Consider the following 19139-nt stretch of genomic DNA (forward strand, 5'->3'; position numbering starts at 1 on the left):
CGTTCTGAGATGCGCGCGCCAAATCGGGGCGGCTGACGTCCGGCCCGCACGGAAAAACGCGATCCTCTCCCTGGCATGCCGCAAATAAACGTGACCAGTAACTCATACGGTTTAGAAGTCAGGGATTAGACTGTTTTCATTCAATGATTCGATTCATTGCATGATTCAGTTAAAAGAGGGAACTATCTATGGGAATTCTGTCGTCTTTCCGTGCAGGAGCAAGTATTTTCGGCCATAAATCCCCCGCCAGCGGCGTGTTTGACTGCAAGTCATCGCCCCCCTCGCTAAACGCCCTCGGACTTTCCGACAAAACAGGGTTGCTGCTGGTGTTTATTCCTCCTGATGTTGATTTCGCCCAGGTCAGTAGCGCCTGGCAGCGTTTCACCGACGCCAATTTAACGGTGCTCACCCTCTCTTCCACCGGCGCGTTGTGCAGCCGCCGGCAAACATCGACCTATTGCGATATGGCGAGCAATCAGGGCAGTTGGTTATGGTTGCCGCAGACGCTGATATCCCGCCATGAGGTGCATGTTGTGGATTTGCATGTGCGGGAAAATGCCGGCGCCGGTCAGCGGGTGGCCGCCATCCGTCAGGAACTGGAGCGGATTAAGGTCAGGATGCCGCTTTCCGCCGATCGCACGTTCGCCATAATCTACTGCGACGGCCTATCGGCCTCCGAGGGGTTTCTGATGCAGGCCTGGTACGCCAGCGGGCGTTTTCCCTGCATTACCATCGGCGGTTCAGCCGGTGGAAAACTCGATTTCAGCGCCACCTATATCGGTGCGAATCACGACGTATTGCAGGGCAAAGCGGTGCTGATTTTTTGCCAGATGGCCGACGGAAAATCCTTTGCGCCGTTCAAAAGCCAGAACTTTGAGCCAACCAAACAAAGCTGGCTGGTGGCGGAGGCCGATCCCGTGGCGCGTACGGTAAAATCGGTGTTCGACGCCAACGGCAAGCCGCAGCCCATTATTCAGGCGTTGGCGGAATATCTGCGCTGCCGACCGGATCACATCGGAAAACAGCTCGACGGAAAAACCTTCGGCGTAAAGGTTGATAATGAATACTTTATTCGCTCCATCGCCACCATTCAGTCGGACAGCATCACCTTTTTCTGCGATCTGGAATTCGGCGATCGTCTGTATCTGCTTCAGGCGACGGACTTCGTTACCGCCACCCGCCATGACTGGCGGCAGTTTCTGACCGACAAGGGCAAACCCTGCGGGTTGTTGCTGAACGACTGCGTACTGCGCAGGATGAATAACGCCGACAGCCTGGAGCAGGCCAATTTCTTTGATAACGTGCCGGCCGCCGGTTTCTCCAGCTTTGGGGAGATTTTCGGTGTTCCCATCAACCAAACCTTATCCGCACTGGCCTTTTTCGATCACGATGTTAAAGCCATGACCCGCTTTCCCATCGAATACGCCGCTTATGCGGGACATTACGCGCAGCGAGCGCTGCGCCGTTGGGAAGCCATGCATAACATTCAGTCCGGCGTTATTCAGCGGGTGGTGGGGTATCAGGAAGAACTCACTCCGCTGCTGACCGCTCTGCCACAGCTTGAACACGCCACTTCACGCCAGACTGAAACGCTGGATCTGGCGGAATCCCGCATTCGCGCCATCAGCGAAGCCGCCACGCAGACCCGCGAGGCGCAAGACAATCTGGAGCATGAGCTTAACCAACTGGAACAGATTTCCCTCGGCATCACTCAAATTACCGTCGGTATCAGCGCAATTGCCGATCAGACCAACCTGCTGGCGCTCAACGCCGCCGTGGAAGCGGCGCGGGCCGGCGAGGCGGGACGCGGTTTTGCCGTGGTGGCGGATGAAGTGCGCCGTCTGGCCCGCTCGTCAAAAGATCAGGCCGATGCCACCCGCAGCAATATCCGCTCCGCCGTCGAGACCATTGAGCGTATCCGCAGCGTTGCCGCACAAACGGTCAGCACCACGCAGAATATGGCCGACCAAAGCATCTCAGCCGCCGATCGGATCGCCGCCATGAGCACGGAAACCAGTCAGGAACGCCGTAATATGACCACTAACCTGGCCCGCATGAAAGAAGCGGCCAAAGGCATGGACGCCATGCATGACGCGGTCGATCAACTGACCACTCTGCAACGGCTGACCTCGGCTTAGGCGCGGCGCCAGGGATGGGCGCCGTCATGGTAATTATTCCGCTCTTTAAATAAAGCACACCGAGATATAGCGGAGAAATAAGGCTGATAGTTATCATTGTTTAACAACACGAATAATTCGCGTTTAATTATTCAATTTATTCAACCTAATCAACAACCATGCCAATTAATAACATTAATTGGCATGGTTGTTTAATTAACGTTACCTCGATCGCTATTTTTGAATATTTATTGATTTTAATAAAAAAATGACCGGACATGCCGATACTCTCAATGATATTGGGGAAAAAACGTGTTCTTTGTTATGTAATGCCTTTACGCAAATAAATCCATTAGCAATAACAATATACCCTAAATAACCTACCTATAACTAATCAGGATACCATTATGCACTGGCTAAGAAATATAAGTATTCGTAAAGTATTATTAACAACCTTGGCCCTTTTCTTACTGCTTTGGGGAGGCGTTTCCTGGCTGGCCATTTCTTCGCTCAGCCAGGTCAGCCAATTGCTGGAAACCAGCCAGATTCAGAAGAAAAACAGCAATATCATGAGTCATGGCGTGGAATCCTATTTCCGTACCGCGGTGCGTCTCTTTATGGCGGCGGATTTACATCAAAGCGGGGATATAGAAAAAACCCAGGGTATGTTGAAAGGCGCGACAGAGGCAATCAACGTCAGCCAAAACGATCTTGAGCTGTTTAAAAGCCAACCGCAAAGCGGCGTATTACCGGAACAGGTCGATGATATTGTTCGCCACTGGACAAATATTATTACTGAAATGCGAAATATGACGGCATTACTTGAATCCGGGAATATTGATCAATATCGCAATGCGGTCAGAAGTACGCTGCCGCCAATCAGCATCGAATTTGGCAAAGCCACGGAAAAATATACCGAACAGCTGTCGGCCAATGATGAAACCAATAGCCAACAGATCCACCAACTGGTAAAAACCTGTCAGCGCGTCCTGATCGCCGCATTAATTATTGGTCTGATGATGTTGCTGATGACCGACCGCTATCTGGTGTCCTGTCTGCTGATCCCGCTGGAAAACATCAAGAAACAGTTTCAGACGCTCTCCGCAGGGCAACTGCATCATGCGATTGCCGATTTTGGCCGTAACAATATCGGTCAACTCATTCCCTACCTGCGCGAAATGCAGGAAAGCCTGATCCGCACCGTCAGTACCATTCGCGACAGCGCCAGCTCCATCTATCAGGGAGCCGGTGAAATCAGCAGCGGCAACAGCGACCTGTCCTCGCGTACCGAGCAACAGGCCTCGGCGTTGGAAGAAACCGCCGCCAGTATGGAGCAGTTGGGCGCGACGGTAAAACTCAACACCGATAACGTCAAGCAGGCCAACACGCTGGCGCAGGAAGCCTCGGGGATGGCCCACAAGGGGGGAAATATTGTTGATGACGTGGTGACCACCATGCAAGACATTACCGCCAGTTCCCAAAAAATCGCCGATATTACCAGCGTCATTAACGGCATTGCCTTTCAGACCAATATTCTGGCGCTGAATGCGGCCGTTGAAGCCGCACGGGCGGGCGAACAAGGCCGCGGTTTCGCCGTCGTGGCCGGTGAAGTCAGGAGCCTGGCCCAGCGCAGCGCGCAGGCGGCCAAAGAGATCGAAGAGTTGATTACCGAATCCGTCAGCCGGATTAATACCGGTTCCGGGCAGGTGGCGTTGGCCGGCGAAACCATGCATAACATTGTCCGCTCGGTTACCCGGGTGACCGACCTGATGGGGGAAATTTCCTCGGCATCCGAGGAGCAAAGCCGTGGCATAAGTCAGGTGGCGCAGGCCGTTACCGAGATGGATAGCGTCACCCAGCAAAACGCCTCATTGGTACAGGAATCCGCCGCCGCCGCGGCATCGCTGGAAGATCAGGCGCGTCAGTTAACCGAAGCCGTGGCGGTATTCCAACTGACGGAAAGCGGTGCGGCCGGCGATCATCGTCCCTCCCCGGCCAGCCCCATGCCTTTGCCGCAAAGATTACCCGCCGGCGGAGCGCTTCCCCCGTCAAAGAAAGGTGAAAATAACTGGGAAACTTTTTAATTCATCCCCGCCCCCGCGCTGGCGGCGGCCAGCGCATCAACGTCTCTGAAATAAGCTGAAAACGCAAATCAGGTCTTTATCCGCTGCGCCCCTCAATATTGCGAACGCGGATACAAATCATTATCATTAACTAAAAATATCCAATAAATTAGTATTAAAATTTTCAAAAAAAGCATTTATCGAAAGATAAAACCAATCAAGATCACATTACTCTCTTTTTGCCGCCTTTCTCTCCGCATAGATTGATCGCTATCAACTCCCAATAAATAACCAGGTTTACTGTTACCGGAACAAGCAATGTGGAAAAAAAATTCTATGAAAAAAATAATCGATGAACTGTTACACAGGGATATTTCCCGAAGAGAAGCGGTAAAAGATGTCGCCAGGTTCAGTGCGGCGGTCGCCTTATCCAGCAGTATTACGTTGCCTTTTACCGCCAGTGCGCGGTCAGTCCTGACACCCGGCGCCGCCAATCAACCCGAGGTGGTTAACGACGGCGAAACCGTGCGTCACAGCGCCTGCCTGGTGAACTGCGGCAGCCGTTGTCCGTTAAAAGTTATCGTTAAAGACGACCGTATCGTGCGTATCGAACCCGAAGACAGCAAAGACGACAACGTATTTGGCGAGCATCAAATTCGGCCATGTCTGCGCGGACGCTCCAACCGCTGGCGCGTATACAGCCCCGACCGGCTGAAATACCCGATGAAACGAGTCGGAAAACGCGGTGAAGGCAAATTCAAACGCATAAGCTGGGAAGAAGCCACCGCGCTGGTTGCCTCGGAATTAAAGCGGGTTGCCGAGAAATATGGCAACGAGGCCATTTATTACAACTACCAGTCAGGCGCTTACTACCACAATCAGGGCACGCCGGCCTGGAAACGGCTGCTGAATCTGAACGGCGGCTACCTCAATTATCACAACACCTATTCCACCGCGCAGATCGCAACGGCGACACCTTATACCCACGGGACTTATGTCGGCAGTCATTTCACCCAGATCCGCCATTCCGATCTGGTGGTGTTTTTCGGAATGAATTTATCGGAAACCCGTATGTCGGGCGGTGGTCAGGTGGAAGAACTGCGTCGGGCGCTGGAAGCCTCACATGCCCGCGTGGTGATTATCGACCCGCGCTATACCGACTCGGTGATTACCGAACATGCCGAGTGGCTGGCCATCAGGCCGACCACCGACGCCGCGCTGGTTGCCGGTCTGGCGCATACGCTGATTAGCGAACGGCTGATTGACGAAGCGTTGGTCAATCGCTACAGCGTCGGCTATGACCGCGCCACCCTGCCCGCTTCCGCCGCGCCGAATGCCAGCTATAAGGATTATATTCTGGGCCTGGGCGAAGACGGCGTGGAAAAAACGCCGGAATGGGCGGCCGACATAACGGGGATCCCGGCGGCGCGCATTCGTCAACTGGCGCGAGACATCGCCGGCGCCAAAGCCTGCTATATCGGCCAGGGCTGGGGGCCGCAGCGCCATGCCAACGGCGAACAGTCGGTGCGGGCGATCCAGACCCTGCCTTTACTGACCGGACATTTCGGACTGCCCGGCACCAACAACGGCAACTGGCCGTACTCCACGAAATACGACGTTCCCACGCTGCCGACCGGCGCCAATCCGCTGAAAATCTCTATTCCCTGCTATCTGTGGACCGACGCCATTCTTAACCCTGAAAAAATGACCGCCACCACCATGGGCGTCAAAGGCGCCGACAAGCTTAATGTCGGTATCAAGCTGATTGTGAATCAGGCGGGAAATACGCTGGTCAACCAGCATGGTCAAATCAATCGCACGCGGGAAATACTGGCCGACGACAGCCTGTGCGAAACCATTATCGTCATCGATAACCACATGACGGCCAGTGCGAAATTCGCCGACATTCTGCTGCCGGAAACCAGCTATCTGGAAGCCGAGGATCTGGTGGATAACTCTTACGCCTCCGGCTCTAACCACTACATGATCGCCATGCAAAAAACGATTACGCCAATGTGGGAAGTGCGTAGCACCTATGATATTTGCGCCGATATTGCCGAACACCTCGGCATGCGGGAAAAATTCACCGAAGGCAGAACGCAGGCGCAGTGGGTTGAAAAACACTATCAGCAGGTAAAAGAGCAACGCACCTACCTTCCCGAGTGGGCGGTCGCCAGAAATAAAGGGATTATCGATCAGCAGATCGCCACGGATAAACAAAGTATCGCGTTTGCCGATTTCCGTCTTGATCCACAGGCCAATCCGCTGAAAACGCCCTCGGGCAAAGCGGAGATCTATTCAGAAGCGCTGGCGAAACTGGCCGGCGAATGGATACTGCCCGCCGGCGATAAAATTTCACCCATTCCTGAATTCTGCCCGGCGCGCGAGTCGCATCTGAATAAAACCCTGACGGCGAAGTATCCGTTGCAACTCAGCGGTTTTCACACCAAGGGCCATACCCACTCCACCTATAGCAATGTATCTCAGTTGCATGAGGCGGCGCCGGATGAAGTGTGGATTAACCCGCTAGATGCCGCACCGCGTAATCTGAAGTCAGGCGATCGGGTGCGGATATTTAACGACCGCGGCATTGTGGAAATCGCCTGCAAGGTGACCGATCGCATATTGCCCGGCGTGGCCGCCATGCCGCAGGGCGCATGGACTCGCATCAACAGTGAAGGCGTGGATATCGGCGGCTGCATCAACACGCTGACCACGCATGAGGTTTCGCCGCTGGCAAAAGGCAATCCGCAACACACCAATCTGGTTGAAATACAACGCGTCTGAAGAGGTGATTAACGATGACACAATATGGCTTTTTTGTTGACTCCTCACGCTGCTCCGGTTGTAAAACCTGCCAGGTAAGCTGTAAGGATAATAAAGATCTTGATGTCGGCCCGAAATTTCGCCGTGTCTATGAATACGGCGGCGGAAGCTGGATCAAGGAGGGCAATGCCTGGCGCAATCAAACGTTCAGCTATTATCTCTCCATCGCCTGCAACCACTGCGACGATCCTACTTGTGTGACCGGCTGTCCCACCGGCGCCATGCACAAACGGGAAGAGGATGGTCTGGTGTTGGTGAATGACCAACTGTGCGTAGGCTGTCGCTACTGTGAAATGCGCTGCCCCTATGGCGCGCCGCAGTTCGATCATCAGGCCAAAATCATGCGCAAGTGCGATGGCTGTCTGGATCGCCTGCAACATGATATGCAACCGATTTGCGTGGAGTCCTGCCCGCAACGCGCGCTGGATTTCGGCCCTATCGACGAGCTGCGCGCCAAATACGGCACGGAAAGCGAAATTGCGCCGTTGCCTTCGGCAGCCTTGACCAAACCCAACCTGATCATTAAACCGCATCCCGACTCTCGCCCTACCGGCGATAAAGAAGGATCGATCCAGAACCTGCGGGAGGTTCGCCATGCATGAGTTGCCACTGGTATTCTTTACCGTCTTCACCCAAAGCGCGGTAGGCGCCTTTATTTTGTTGCTGGTTGCCGCACAGTTGCAGCAGATTGACCGCCGGCGTTTGGCTGTCGGATTGTTCGCCGTCATGTGCCTGTTCGGCGCGGCGCTGCTCGTGGGGACGTTCCACGTCGGTCAGCCGCTGCGGGCCATCAATATGCTGTTCAGGGCCGGCAGTTCCCCGATGAGTAACGAAATAGCGCTTTCCGGCATTTTTTCCGCTATCGGCGGACTGGCGGCGCTGGGCCTGTTGCTGAACCGTGGCGCCGACAGACTGTTTTTAGCGCTGGCCTGGCTGGCGGCGGTTGTCGGTATCTTCTTTCTGGCGGCGATCCCGCGTGTTTATCAGTTGCCAACGGTTGTCACCTGGGATAATCACTACACCCCGGCGATGATGATCCTTACCGCCCTGATTGGCGGCGGCGCGCTGGCGGCGGCGTTCGGCGCGCGTCGCCTCGGTTTATCCGTCAGCCTGCTGGCGATACTGGTCAGCTTCTGCCTGCGCCCCGGCTATCTGTCAACGCTGATGACGGCGGACGGCGCGTTGACCAGCGCGCAGCTTTCCTGGTTTAGCGCCCAACTGATCCTGTTGGCGGTCGGCCTGATCGGCGGTGTCCTCCATCTGCGCTATCGGACGGGGCAAAGCCTGCTGGCCGTCTGCGCGGCGGTGGTGATTGTCGGCGAACTGGCCGGTCGGGTGGCCTTTTACAACCTGTGGACGCTACCCATGTAACCTACCCGGTAGACAGGCCGGCGAACGCCGGTCTGTCGCTGTTTACTGTGGAGATCACTGATGTCATCCGTTGCCGTATTACCCCGTCTGCTGGGGGCGCTGTTCTACTATCCGCCCGACTCGCCGGAAATCAGCCGTCTGATCGACAGTCTCGATCAGATCCCCGACCTTTACCCGTGGCACAACCGCGCGTCGGCGCTTGAAACCTGTCAACAGTGTCGGCCTCCCGCTGCCGATGAGTTCATCTGGCAGTTTTCAGCGCTGTTTGAAGGGCAAGGTGAAATGCAGGCTCCGCCCTGGGGTTCGGTTTACCTCGATCGGGATAATCTGCTGATGGGCGATTCCACCGCGCGCTACCGTGAATTTCTGCGACAGCATCAGTTGGCATTCGCCCGTCCGCATCATGAACCGGAAGATCAGTTTGGATTAATGCTGCTGGCGCTGGCCTGCTTGCTCGAACAGGAAAATGAAAAGGCGGCGCTGGCGTTGTTGGAAGAACATCTGCTGCCGTGGAGCGATCGTTATCTGGCGCTATTAGCGCGCAATACGCAGAGCGTTTTCTACGCGCGGCTGGCGCGAATTGCCGCGCTGTTTTTACAGGATATCCAACGCCGCTATCGGCTAACGCCCCGTGAATACCGGATATACCGCTGATGAATAAAACCGACGGTTTTTACCGCGCATACCTTACCCATCGGCATATCAGCCGTCGGGGACTGTTCCGCGCCCTGCTGACTGCATCGCGGAAGAGCGCGCGGACGGAGGAAGACGGCCTGCCGCTGCTCCCCCGCCCGCCCGGCGCACTTCCCCCGGCGTTGTTCCGCCGGCAGTGCGATCGGTGTCAGCAGTGTATTGAACATTGCCCGATGGGCGTCATCATCAAAGACGATGACGGCTATCCACAGTTATCGATTGAATATGCCAGTTGCGACGGCTGCAATCAGTGTATTCAGCACTGCGCCGCCGGGGCGTTGCTGCCGCAAACGCGCTTCGATACCGGCTTACGGCCCGCCATCAATCCCGCCGGCTGCATTAATCGACGGCGACGCTGCGGACAGTGTATCGCCGGTTGCCCGACACGGGCGCTTACCGCCGACGCCGCCGGTGTGCCGGCCGTCGATTCACAAACCTGCAACGGCTGCGGCGAGTGCCTGACCCGGTGCGATGAACGGGCAATTACGTTGGTTATGCCGGCAACAGCCCGACAAGACTAGCTTTCCGCCACCAGCACCTGTACCCCCAGCGCTTCAAACTCGTCGATAGATCCCTGAGAGATCCCGCTGTCGGTAATCAGATAGTGAATATCACCCCAGTCGCACGGCAGCGCAAACATCGATACCTTATCAATCTTGCTGGAGTCGGCGACCACGTAAACCGTGCGCGCCGACTTCATCATCGCGCTTTTCACCTTGATATCGGTTTCACTGGGAAAGCTCAATCCCAGGCGCGGCGAAATGCAGGCGGTGGCCAAAAACAATTTCTCCGCCAGGACGTTTTCAAAAAAGCTGGCGGCTTTCTCGCCCGACATCGACAGGGTGGGAAATTTAAAGGTGCCGCCGGTCAGCAGAATGTTTATTCCCGGTTCGGCCCCGAGCTTCAGGGCGATATTCACCGCCGTGGTGATCACCGACAGCTTGCGGATATGGCTAAGATGGTTGGCGATAGCCGTTGTCGTCGTACCGGAGTCCAGAATCACCGTATCGCCATTGTTGATATACTGCGCCGCCACCCGGCCAATCGCATCTTTCTCATGCAGGTTGATCTGCCGCTCAAGCAGTAACGCATGGGTATTTTGCCTGCCGGTCACCAGCGTTGCGCCGCCGTGATAGCGCTGCACCAACCCCTCTTTTTGCAACATCCGCAGGTCGGTTCTGATGGTGGCTTCCGTCAGATCGAAGGCTTCCGTGAGCATTTTCACTGTGACGGTGCCATCTTCACGAATCATCTCAAGGATCTTCTCACGTCGCTGCTGCATATCCGCTAATTGCTCACTTTTGCTTTTCAATCGAAACACTCCCTTTGACAGACCACGAACGCCAACCCTGTTGTTACGTCAAATATTACCGCCGCGGCATCGGTAATGCGAGCGCAGTGATGACGCACGGTAATTTTCATTCGAAAATGATAATCCTAAAACGATAGCTGATTTTTAACGCTTTTCATTGCGCCATGTCGCCATAAAATCGGATCAAAAAAACAATAATCAAGATAAATCAATGCATTACTCATTATCACTTATTTTTGTTTGAAATTTGACCTGTGCCACAATACCGTATAAAACGATAGTCTATATTTTTATTTGAAAATGAATGACCGCCAGTGACGTTATTAAGCGCGTTATCCGACAGCGGCTCCGTTGATGAAGAGGTAATGATGGACTTTCAGACAATTAAACAGACAGCGCGTCAGGCCCGGCGTTATGTCCTGCAAATGAATCATCGGGCAGGTAAAGGCCATACCGGAGCGGATCTTTCCGAAGTCGACATTATCTGTACGCTGTTTATGGCGGTAATGGACAGAAAGCAGCCTCGGCCGGATCAGGATCGCTTCATCTTATCGAAAGGACACGGCGCTGGCGGGTTGTATTGTAGCGCGGCCGCCATGGGGCTGATTGATCCCGCCATACTCGATCAGTTTATGGGCGACGATACCCTGCTGGCGGGGCATCCCATCCGTCAGAAATTGCCGGATCTGGTGGAGATCAACTCAGGCGCCCTGGGCCACGGCTTATCCATCGCCGTCGGTCTGGCGCTGGGCAACAAACTGGCGGGACGCGGCCATCGTCGGGCGTTCGTGCTGCTCGGCGACGGCGAACTGGCCGAAGGCTCCAACTGGGAGGCCACCATGTCCGCCAGCAAGTTTCAGCTCGATAATCTGATCGTGATTGTCGATCGCAACCGGCTACAGCTGGCGGGCAAAACGGAAGACATCATGCCGCTGGAGCCGCTGGCCGATAAGTGGCGCGCATTCGGTTTCGACGTCCATGAGTGTGACGGCCACGATCCGCAGGCGATTATCACGGCGGTGAACCACCCGGGCCACGGCAAACCGCGGGTGATCCTGGCGAACACGGAAAAAGGCCACGGCATTTCATTTATGGCCAACGTTCCGGCCTGGCACCACGCCGTACCGAACGATGAGCAGTTAGCCCTTGGGCTGGCAGAGCTGGAGGAACAATGATGCAAGACTTACGCGACGCGGTGATTGCCGCACTGGTAGAGGAACAACAAAACGGCGCCAACCTTAGCGTGATGGTGGCGGATTCGACCTCCACCTCCAAAATCGCCCCCTTTGAAAAAGCCTTTCCCGAGCGGGTGATCAATGTCGGCATCGCCGAACAGAATATGGTGGGCATCGCCGCGGGAGTAGCGCTCAGCGGCCGCACGGTATTCACCGCCAATGCGGCCCCGTTCCTGTTTGCCCGTTCGAATGAACAGGTAAAGAACGATATCTGCTATTCCGAAAGCAACGTCAAAATGCTGGGTCTCAACGCGGGCTTCGCCTATGGCCCGCTGGGGGCGACGCATCATTGCACCAACGACATCGCCATCGCCCGCTCCATGGGCAATTTGCAGATCTTCGCGCCGGCGGACGCCGCGCAGGCCAGCGCCATCGCCCGTTACGCCATTGCCCATCCGGGGCCGGTGTATATCCGCATGGACAGCGACAAACTGCCGGTGCTGCATGACGCCGGCTATCAGTTCCAGCCCGGCAAACCGGAGGTGCTCCAGCACGGCGCCGACACCGTGGTGTTCTGTCTTGGCACGCTGGCGCATGAAGCGCTGGCGGCAAAAGACCGCAGCATCACCATCGTCTCCCTGCCGTCGCTCTGGCCGTTGGATGAGCAGGCGATCGTCAAACTGATCGCGGAACACCAGCAGGTCATTACCATGGAAGAGCATGTGCTCAGCGGCGGCCTGAGCAGCATTATTGGCGAACTGATGCTCAGGCACGCCTGTCGCCAGCGCTTTATTCCGCTTGGCATTCCGCCGTATGAATTTACCCATAGCAGCAGCCGGGGCGCCTTACGGCATCAATTCCGTATTGACGCCGACGGCCTGCTCGCCACGCTGCGCCACACCGCTTTACACGCCGTTTCATAAGGAGAACGCGGCCATGAGCAACGAATATGACGTCAATCTGCGCTACGGCGTGGATACCGATTTAACCCTTGAGGGCAAAGTCGCCGTGGTTACCGGCGGTCTCGGCGGCATCGCCATGGCGAGCAACGAGATGCTGCTGAAAAAAGGCGCTCGTCTGGCGCTGCTTTATCCGGCATTCGAGCAGGCGAAGGCGGCGGAGATCGCCGGACGGTTCGACGCTTCACGCGTACAGTTTGTGCAGTGCGACGTGACCGAACCGGCATCGGTGGAGCAGGCGTTCGGCGACGTGGAAGCACGTTTCGGCCGGATAGATATTCTGGTGAATTGCGCGGGCTACGTAATGTTGCAGCCGGTGCTGGACACCTCGTTTTCCGAATGGCAAAAGCAGATTGCCGTCAATCTGACCGGGCCGTTCCTCTGCTCGCAGGCCGCGGCGAAACGGATGATCAACGCCGGCAACGGGGGGAAGATCGTCAATATCGCCTCACAGGCCGCGTCCATCGCCATCGATAACCACGTGGCCTACACCTCCGCCAAAGCCGGTCTGTTGGGGATGACCAAAGTGATGGCGAAAGAGTTCGCTCCGTACAAGATTAACGTCAATACCCTCTCCCCCACCGTAGTACTCACGCCAATGGGCGAAAAAGCCTGGCGCGGGGAAAAAGGAGACGCGATGAAGAAACTGATCCCGTTGGGGCGTTTCGCCTATACCGACGAAATTGCCGCCGCCGTGCTGTTTTTCGCCAGCAACGGCAGCGACATGATTACCGGCGCCGACCTGATGATCGACGGCGGTTTCACGATTTGCTAGTACCACGTCAACACCAGTAACGCCGTCATTCTGTACCTACCTACACATAACAATGACATAGAGAGAACATCACCATGAAAATGCGTTTAATGCTGTTAGCTATTACCGCCGCCTGCACATTTTCGCACGCCGTCTGGTCTGCGGAAAAAGGCACCATCATGATTATGGTTAACTCGTTGGATAATCCCTATTACGCCGCCGAAGCCAAAGGCGCCAATTTAAAAGCGCAGTCGCTGGGGTATAAAACCACGGTGCTGTCGCACAGTGAGGACGTAAAGAAACAAAGTGAGCTGATTGATGCGGCCATCGGTCAAAAAGTACAGGGCATCGTGCTGGACAACGCCGACTCCACCGCCAGCGTGGCGGCCATCAGAAAGGCCAGCGACGCCGGGATCCCGGTAGTGTTGATCAACCGCGAAATACCGGTCGATGATGTCGCGCTGGTGCAAATTACCCACAACAACTTTCAGGCCGGTTCGGAAGTGGCGAACCGTTTTGTCGAACTGATGGGCGAAACCGGTAAATATGCGGAGCTGACCTGCAACCTGGCGGATAATAACTGCGTCACCCGATCCAAATCCTTCCATCAGGTGATCGACCAGTACACCGACATGCAAAGCGTTGCGCGTCAGGACGCCAAAGGCACGCTGCTCGACGGCAAACGCATTATGGATAGCATTTTGCAGGCGCATCCCGACGTCAAGGGGGTGATCTGCGGTAACGGCCCGGTGGCGCTGGGCGCCATCGCCGCGCTAAAGGCCGCGGGGCGTAATGATGTGGTGGTGGTGGGCATTGACGGCAGCAACGACGAACGCAACGCGGTGAATGCCGGCTCGCTGAAAGCCACGGTAATGCTACAGGCGCAGGCCATCGCCGCACAGGGCGTCAGCGATCTGGATAACTTCCTTCAGAACGGCGTCAAACCGGCACAGCAACGCGTGATGTTTCGCGGCATTTTGATCGACCAAAGTAACGCCAACAACGTTCAGGATTTCAATTACAAATCCTAATCCCCGAATGATAGTGCCCCGCAAGGGGCACAAAGGAGAGAACCATGTCCAGGCGAATTTGGCTGGCCGTTGCCGCATTAACCCTCGGCGGCTGTCGGATCGTGTCGCAGCAGGAGCTGGCCGATCTGAAAAACCCGGCCGCCCCCCACGTCAATCAGGTGGCGCAAACCTGGCAACAGAACATCGTTCCCCAGGTGGTGTCCGAGGCAAAACCGGTTGCAGAGTTAATGCAGCAGTTCGCCGCGTCAACGGATTTCGCCGCCACCTGTCGGCAGTATGGCTATCGCGCCCAGGCAGAGAACCCCTGCGTTTTCCCGGTTCACGTCAGCGGCAGCGTCACCGAAGTCAATACCACCTCGAAAAGCGGAAAGATGACGGTGCAGGACGTCAGCGGCGCCCGCGTGGTGGTGCAGATTGGGCCGATTATTCGCGGCACGGCGTTGCGCGATGCCTACAAAGGGCTGAGCTATCAGGATTTTAACGATCAGGTGCTGTTCGGCGACTACGGTCGGGCGATTAACGATCTGGCTTCCGCCGGGATACAGGAAATGCAGCTCAAAGCGGGCGGCCGCCTGGACGTGTACGGCGTATTCAGCACCTGGGACGTGCCGCAAACGCTACCGGATATCACCCCCGCGCGCGTCACGCGACAGTGAGGATCGAATGATGGCACAGAGGCAATCCCCTGTTGCGGCGACCCCGCCGCCCCTTTCCCCGGTGATTATTGAAACCCGTGAGGTTTCGCGTATCTACCCCGGCGTGACGGCGCTCGAACAGGTCAACTACCGGGTTTACCGCAACAAGGTCAATGTGTTGATTGGCGAAAACGGCGCGGGTAAATCCACCATGATGAAACTGCTGGCCGGGGTGGAAGCGCCGTCATCCGGTCAGATCCTGCTCGACGGCGAGCCGGTGACGTTCGGTTCCACCCAGCAGGCGGAAAAACACGGCATCAGCATCATTTTTCAGGAACTGAACCTGTTTCCCAATATGAACGTGATGGACAACATCTTTATCGGCAACGAGTTCTTTCAGCGCGGGCGAATTAATGAAGCCTATCAGTATCAGTTGGCGAAAGCGTTGCTGGAGCGTCTGGAGCTGGATGTCGATCCGCTGACGCCGCTGGTTGAACTGGGTATCGGCCATCAGCAACTGGTGGAAATCGCGCGCGCGCTGTCGAAAGACACCCGCGTGCTGATCATGGATGAGCCTACGTCGGCGCTCAGCCAATCGGAAGTCAAAGTGCTGTTCAACGTTATCGCCCAGCTCAAACGTCGCGGCGTCACCATTATCTATATTTCCCACCGCCTCGAAGAGCTGCTGGAAATCGGCGATCACATCACCATTTTTCGCGACGGGCGTTTTATCAGCGAACGTGAAGTCCAGGAGGCCACCGTGCCCTGGATCATTGAACAGATGGTGGGCGACAAGAAAAAGCATTTCGATTATTCCCCTGCCGCGCAGGGAGACACCGTACTGGAGGTCGCCGGCTTAACCGCCCTGCACCAAAACGGCGGCTATAAGCTCAATGACGTAAGTTTTTCGCTGCGTAAAGGGGAAGTGGTGGGGGTCTACGGTCTGCTGGGGGCCGGACGCACCGAATTATTTAAGGGGGTGATCGGACTGATGCCCTGCCAGCGCGGCAGCGTCGTGCTGAACGGCGAGCGCCTCGACAAACGCCACTTCCAGTATCGGCTGAAAAAAGGCATTGCGCTGGTGCCGGAGGATCGGCAAGGCGAAGGCGTGGTGCAACTGATGTCGGTCAAAACCAATATGACGTTGTCGCGCCTCAGCCTGCGCGGTTTTCGCCGCGCCATCGCCTGGCTGAAGCCGCGACAGGAGACGCATAGCGTCAACGACATGATCCAACGACTGGCGATTAAAGTGAGCGACGCGGAACTGCCGATCGCCTCGCTCAGCGGCGGCAATCAGCAGAAAGTTGTGTTGGGCAAAGCGCTGATGACCGAGCCTGAAGTGGTGCTGCTGGATGAGCCGACGCGCGGCATCGACGTCGGCGCCAAAACCGACGTCTACCACCTGATTGGCGCGATGGCGAAAGAAGGATTGGCCGTGATGTTCTCTTCCTCCGAACTGGATGAAGTGGTCGCCCTGGCCGATCGGGTACTGGTGATGGCCAACGGCAAAATCACCGCCGATATCCCGCGCGCCGGCGTCGATCGTGAAACGCTGATCCGCGCCTCCACGCCGCATGAGTAGATCCCGCTTTGAGGACAACGACATGAATCAAAAATATCTTTTCTATATGTATCTGCTCAAGGCGCGAACGTTTATCGCCTTACTGATTGTCATCGGCTTTTTCAGCGTGATGGTGCCCAATTTTCTCACCACCTCCAACCTGCTGATCATGACGCAGCACGTGGCGATCACCGGCCTGCTGGCGATCGGGATGACGCTGGTGATCCTCACCGGCGGCATTGACCTGTCGGTGGGGGCCGTGGCCGGCATTTGCGGCATGGTGGCCGGCGCGCTGCTGACCAGCGGCATTCCGTTGTGGGGCGGGCGGATTCTGTTCCTTAACGTACCGGAAGTGATTGTGGTCGTCGCGCTGTTCGGGGTGCTCGTCGGCCTGATTAATGGCGCGGTCATTACCCGTCTGGGCGTCGCGCCGTTTATCTGTACGCTGGGCGTGATGTACATCGCCCGCGGCGCGGCGTTGCTGTTCAACGACGGCAGCACCTACGCCAATCTGGTGGGGATGCCGGAACTGGGCAACACCGGGTTTTCACTGTTAGGCTCCGGCACCGTGCTGGGGGTTTACCTGCCTATCTGGCTGATGCTCGGCATCCTGCTGCTTGGCCTGTATATCACCACGAAAACCCCGTTAGGGCGCTACATCTACGCTATCGGCGGCAATGAATCCGCCGCCCGTCTGGCCGGCGTGCCGATCATCAAAGTGAAAGTGTTTGTCTACGCGTTCTCCGGCCTGTGCGCGGCGCTGGTGGGGCTGGTGGTGGCTTCACAACTGCAAACCGCGCACCCCATGACCGGCAACATGTTCGAGATGGACGCCATCGGCGCCACGGTGCTTGGCGGCACCGCGCTGGCGGGCGGCCGGGGCCGCGTGTCCGGATCAATTATCGGCGCCTTTGTGATCGTCTTTCTGGCCGACGGCATGGTGATGATGGGCGTGAGCGACTTCTGGCAAATGGTCATTAAAGGGCTGGTCATTATTACCGCGGTGGTGATCGACCAGTTCCAACAGCGCTTACAGAGCAAAGTCGTGCTGATGCGGCGTCATGAAAAAAAACAGGCGGCCGCGCCGTTCTCCGGGGTAAGCCATGGCTAGGGATCTGATCATCGCGCTGGACGAAGGCACCAGCAACGTTAAGGCCGTCGCCATTGACGCCTGTGGTCGGGTAGCGGCAAAAGCGTCGCGGCCTTTGTCGGTGGCGACGCCGCAGGCGGGCTGGGTGGAACAGGACGGCAAGACGTTGATCGCCGCGTCGCTGACGGTGATGCGCGAGGTGATCAACCAGGTTGGCGAAAACCGGGTGGCCGCGTTGGCCATCAGCAATCAGCGGGAAACGGCCATCGGCTGGCAGCGCGCCAATGGTCAGCCGTTGCACCCCGCGCTGACCTGGCAGTGTTCGCGCTCGGCGGCTTTTTGCGAACAACTGAGACGCGATCATCGGGAAGCCGCGATCCGCGCCATCACCGGTCTGCCCGTGGCGCCGCTGTTCTCCGGCTCAAAAATGCGCTGGCTGCTGGACAACATCCCGGATGGCGCGGCCCGCGCTGCCGCCGGCGATATTTGTCTCGGCACGATTGATGCCTGGTTGCTGTGGCATTTTACCGGCGGCAAACAGTTTCGCTGCGACCTGTCTAACGCGGCGCGCACGCAGTTGCTCAATTTGCACACCGGCGACTGGGATGACGACATGCTGGCCCTGTTCGGCGTGCCGCGCGCGGCGTTGCCGGATATTTATCCGTCCAGCGGGCTGTTCGGCGTCACCGCCGGGCTGGATGGCATCCCCGACGGGTTGCCGATCCTGGCGATGATCGGCGATTCGCATGCCGCGCTGTACGGCCACGGGCTGGGCGCGCCGGGCGGCGTAAAAGCCACCTACGGCACCGGTTCATCGGTGATGGCGCCGCTGACGACGCCGGATACCGCCATCACGCAGTTGGCGACCACCGTCGCCTGGCATGACGGCGAACGACGGGTCTACGGGCTGGAAGGCAATATCCCCCACACCGGCGACGGCGTGGCGTGGATGGCGCAGGCCACCGGTCTGACGGATGGTAAAGGCGCCGTGCTCAGCCGCGCGCTGCATGAGTTGCCCGGCGGCATCGACTCCACGCTGGGCGTCTATTTTGTTCCCGCGTTAACCGGTACGGGCGCGCCCTGGTGGAACGATCGGGCGCGCGGCGTGATATGCGGTCTGAGTCGCGGCGTCACCCCCGCCCATCTTATTCGCGCCGCGCTGGAGGCCATCGCCTATCAGATTGCCGATGTGATTGAAGCGATGCGCCGGCACCCGGATTTCAAATTGACAACGCTGATGGTGGACGGCGGCCCCACGCAAAACCCGTGGCTGATGCAATTTCAGGCCGATCTGCTCGGCTGTCCGGTGGCGAGAAGCGTCACTCCGGAGCTGTCGGCGTTGGGCGCGGGTTTGCTGGCGCGGCGGGCGTTGGGGCAGTTATCCGACGAACGGCTGACGGCGCTGTTGCCTGAACACGACGGCTGGCTGCCGGATGAGCATCGCCATACGGCGTACCAAGGCCGCTGGGCGGAGTGGCGCGAGGCCGTACAGCGTACGCTGTGGCAGCCCGACGCATGAGTTGATTTTACATCCCGAAGGCGTTGCGCCCTG

The 19139-nt window shown here is 57.1% G+C and carries 16 protein-coding genes; 15 read left to right on the forward strand and 1 reads right to left on the reverse strand.

All coding sequences use genetic code 11. The features are described 5' to 3' along the window. Nucleotides 1–188: 188 nt before the first annotated feature. The 7 genes from JG725_RS05415 to JG725_RS05445 all read left to right on the forward strand — a co-directional run bounded on the left by JG725_RS05415 (nt 189) and on the right by JG725_RS05445 (nt 9591). Nucleotides 189–2138: a methyl-accepting chemotaxis protein gene (locus JG725_RS05415; protein ID WP_199376980.1), complete on the forward strand. Its 1950-nt coding sequence runs from the start codon at nt 189–191 to the stop codon at nt 2136–2138. A 386-nt stretch (nt 2139–2524) separates the two neighbouring features. Next, the gene (locus JG725_RS05420; protein ID WP_199376983.1) at nt 2525–4201 is read left to right on the forward strand and encodes a methyl-accepting chemotaxis protein; all 1677 of its coding nucleotides are present in this window, start codon (nt 2525–2527) and stop codon (nt 4199–4201) included. 315 nt (nt 4202–4516) lie between these two features. Then, nucleotides 4517–6967 (forward strand): DMSO/selenate family reductase complex A subunit, encoded by a 2451-nt coding sequence (locus JG725_RS05425; protein WP_172289047.1) that lies wholly within the window; start codon nt 4517–4519, stop codon nt 6965–6967. A gap of 14 nt (nt 6968–6981) precedes the next feature. After that, on the forward strand, nt 6982–7608 hold the full coding sequence (locus JG725_RS05430) for a DMSO/selenate family reductase complex B subunit (RefSeq protein ID WP_172289046.1): 627 nt from the start codon (nt 6982–6984) through the stop codon (nt 7606–7608). Next, nucleotides 7601–8377: a DmsC/YnfH family molybdoenzyme membrane anchor subunit gene (locus JG725_RS05435; RefSeq protein ID WP_199376985.1), complete on the forward strand. Its 777-nt coding sequence runs from the start codon at nt 7601–7603 to the stop codon at nt 8375–8377. The genes JG725_RS05430 and JG725_RS05435 overlap by 8 nt, the downstream gene beginning before the upstream one ends. A 60-nt stretch (nt 8378–8437) precedes the next feature. Then, the gene (dmsD, locus tag JG725_RS05440) at nt 8438–9031 is read left to right on the forward strand and encodes a Tat proofreading chaperone DmsD (protein ID WP_172289044.1); all 594 of its coding nucleotides are present in this window, start codon (nt 8438–8440) and stop codon (nt 9029–9031) included. Further along, entirely contained in the window at nt 9031–9591 is a 561-nt protein-coding gene (locus tag JG725_RS05445; RefSeq protein WP_172289043.1) for a 4Fe-4S dicluster domain-containing protein, read from the forward strand. The genes dmsD and JG725_RS05445 overlap by 1 nt, the downstream gene beginning before the upstream one ends. Here JG725_RS05445 and JG725_RS05450 read toward each other — a convergent pair. Beyond that, complete coding sequence (locus JG725_RS05450) at nt 9588–10382, reverse strand: DeoR/GlpR family DNA-binding transcription regulator (RefSeq protein WP_199376987.1); 795 nt, start codon at nt 10380–10382, stop codon at nt 9588–9590. The genes JG725_RS05445 and JG725_RS05450 overlap by 4 nt on opposite strands. 368 nt (nt 10383–10750) lie before the next feature. Here JG725_RS05450 and JG725_RS05455 point away from each other — a divergent pair, with 368 nt between their 5' ends. From JG725_RS05455 to JG725_RS05490, 8 genes are all read left to right on the forward strand, one after another. Continuing rightward, nucleotides 10751–11557 carry a transketolase gene (locus JG725_RS05455; protein WP_199377230.1) on the forward strand — a complete coding sequence of 269 codons (807 nt, stop codon included), beginning with the start codon at nt 10751–10753 and terminating at the stop codon, nt 11555–11557. Then, the gene (locus JG725_RS05460) at nt 11554–12480 is read left to right on the forward strand and encodes a transketolase family protein (RefSeq protein ID WP_172289041.1); all 927 of its coding nucleotides are present in this window, start codon (nt 11554–11556) and stop codon (nt 12478–12480) included. The genes JG725_RS05455 and JG725_RS05460 overlap by 4 nt, the downstream gene beginning before the upstream one ends. Nucleotides 12481–12493: 13 nt before the next feature. Next, nucleotides 12494–13291, forward strand: a complete 798-nt coding sequence (locus JG725_RS05465) for a GolD/DthD family dehydrogenase (protein ID WP_199376989.1) — start codon at nt 12494–12496, stop codon at nt 13289–13291. Nucleotides 13292–13365: 74 nt separating this feature from the next. Beyond that, a complete protein-coding gene (locus JG725_RS05470; protein ID WP_172289039.1) occupies nt 13366–14301 on the forward strand; it encodes a D-ribose ABC transporter substrate-binding protein in 936 nt (311 codons plus the stop codon). 44 nt (nt 14302–14345) lie between these two features. After that, complete coding sequence (locus JG725_RS05475; protein ID WP_199376991.1) at nt 14346–14957, forward strand: DUF2291 family protein; 612 nt, start codon at nt 14346–14348, stop codon at nt 14955–14957. 10 nt (nt 14958–14967) lie between these two features. Beyond that, a complete protein-coding gene (locus JG725_RS05480) occupies nt 14968–16518 on the forward strand; it encodes a sugar ABC transporter ATP-binding protein (RefSeq protein ID WP_199376993.1) in 1551 nt (516 codons plus the stop codon). Between the two features lie 22 nt (nt 16519–16540). Continuing rightward, nucleotides 16541–17608 (forward strand): ABC transporter permease, encoded by a 1068-nt coding sequence (locus JG725_RS05485; protein WP_172289036.1) that lies wholly within the window; start codon nt 16541–16543, stop codon nt 17606–17608. Beyond that, nucleotides 17601–19106 (forward strand): FGGY family carbohydrate kinase, encoded by a 1506-nt coding sequence (locus JG725_RS05490; RefSeq protein ID WP_199376995.1) that lies wholly within the window; start codon nt 17601–17603, stop codon nt 19104–19106. The genes JG725_RS05485 and JG725_RS05490 overlap by 8 nt, the downstream gene beginning before the upstream one ends. The last annotated feature ends 33 nt before the right edge of the window (nt 19107–19139 follow it).

The sequence above is a fragment of the Brenneria sp. L3-3C-1 genome (assembly GCF_016456245.1).
Lineage (GTDB): Bacteria > Pseudomonadota > Gammaproteobacteria > Enterobacterales > Enterobacteriaceae > Brenneria.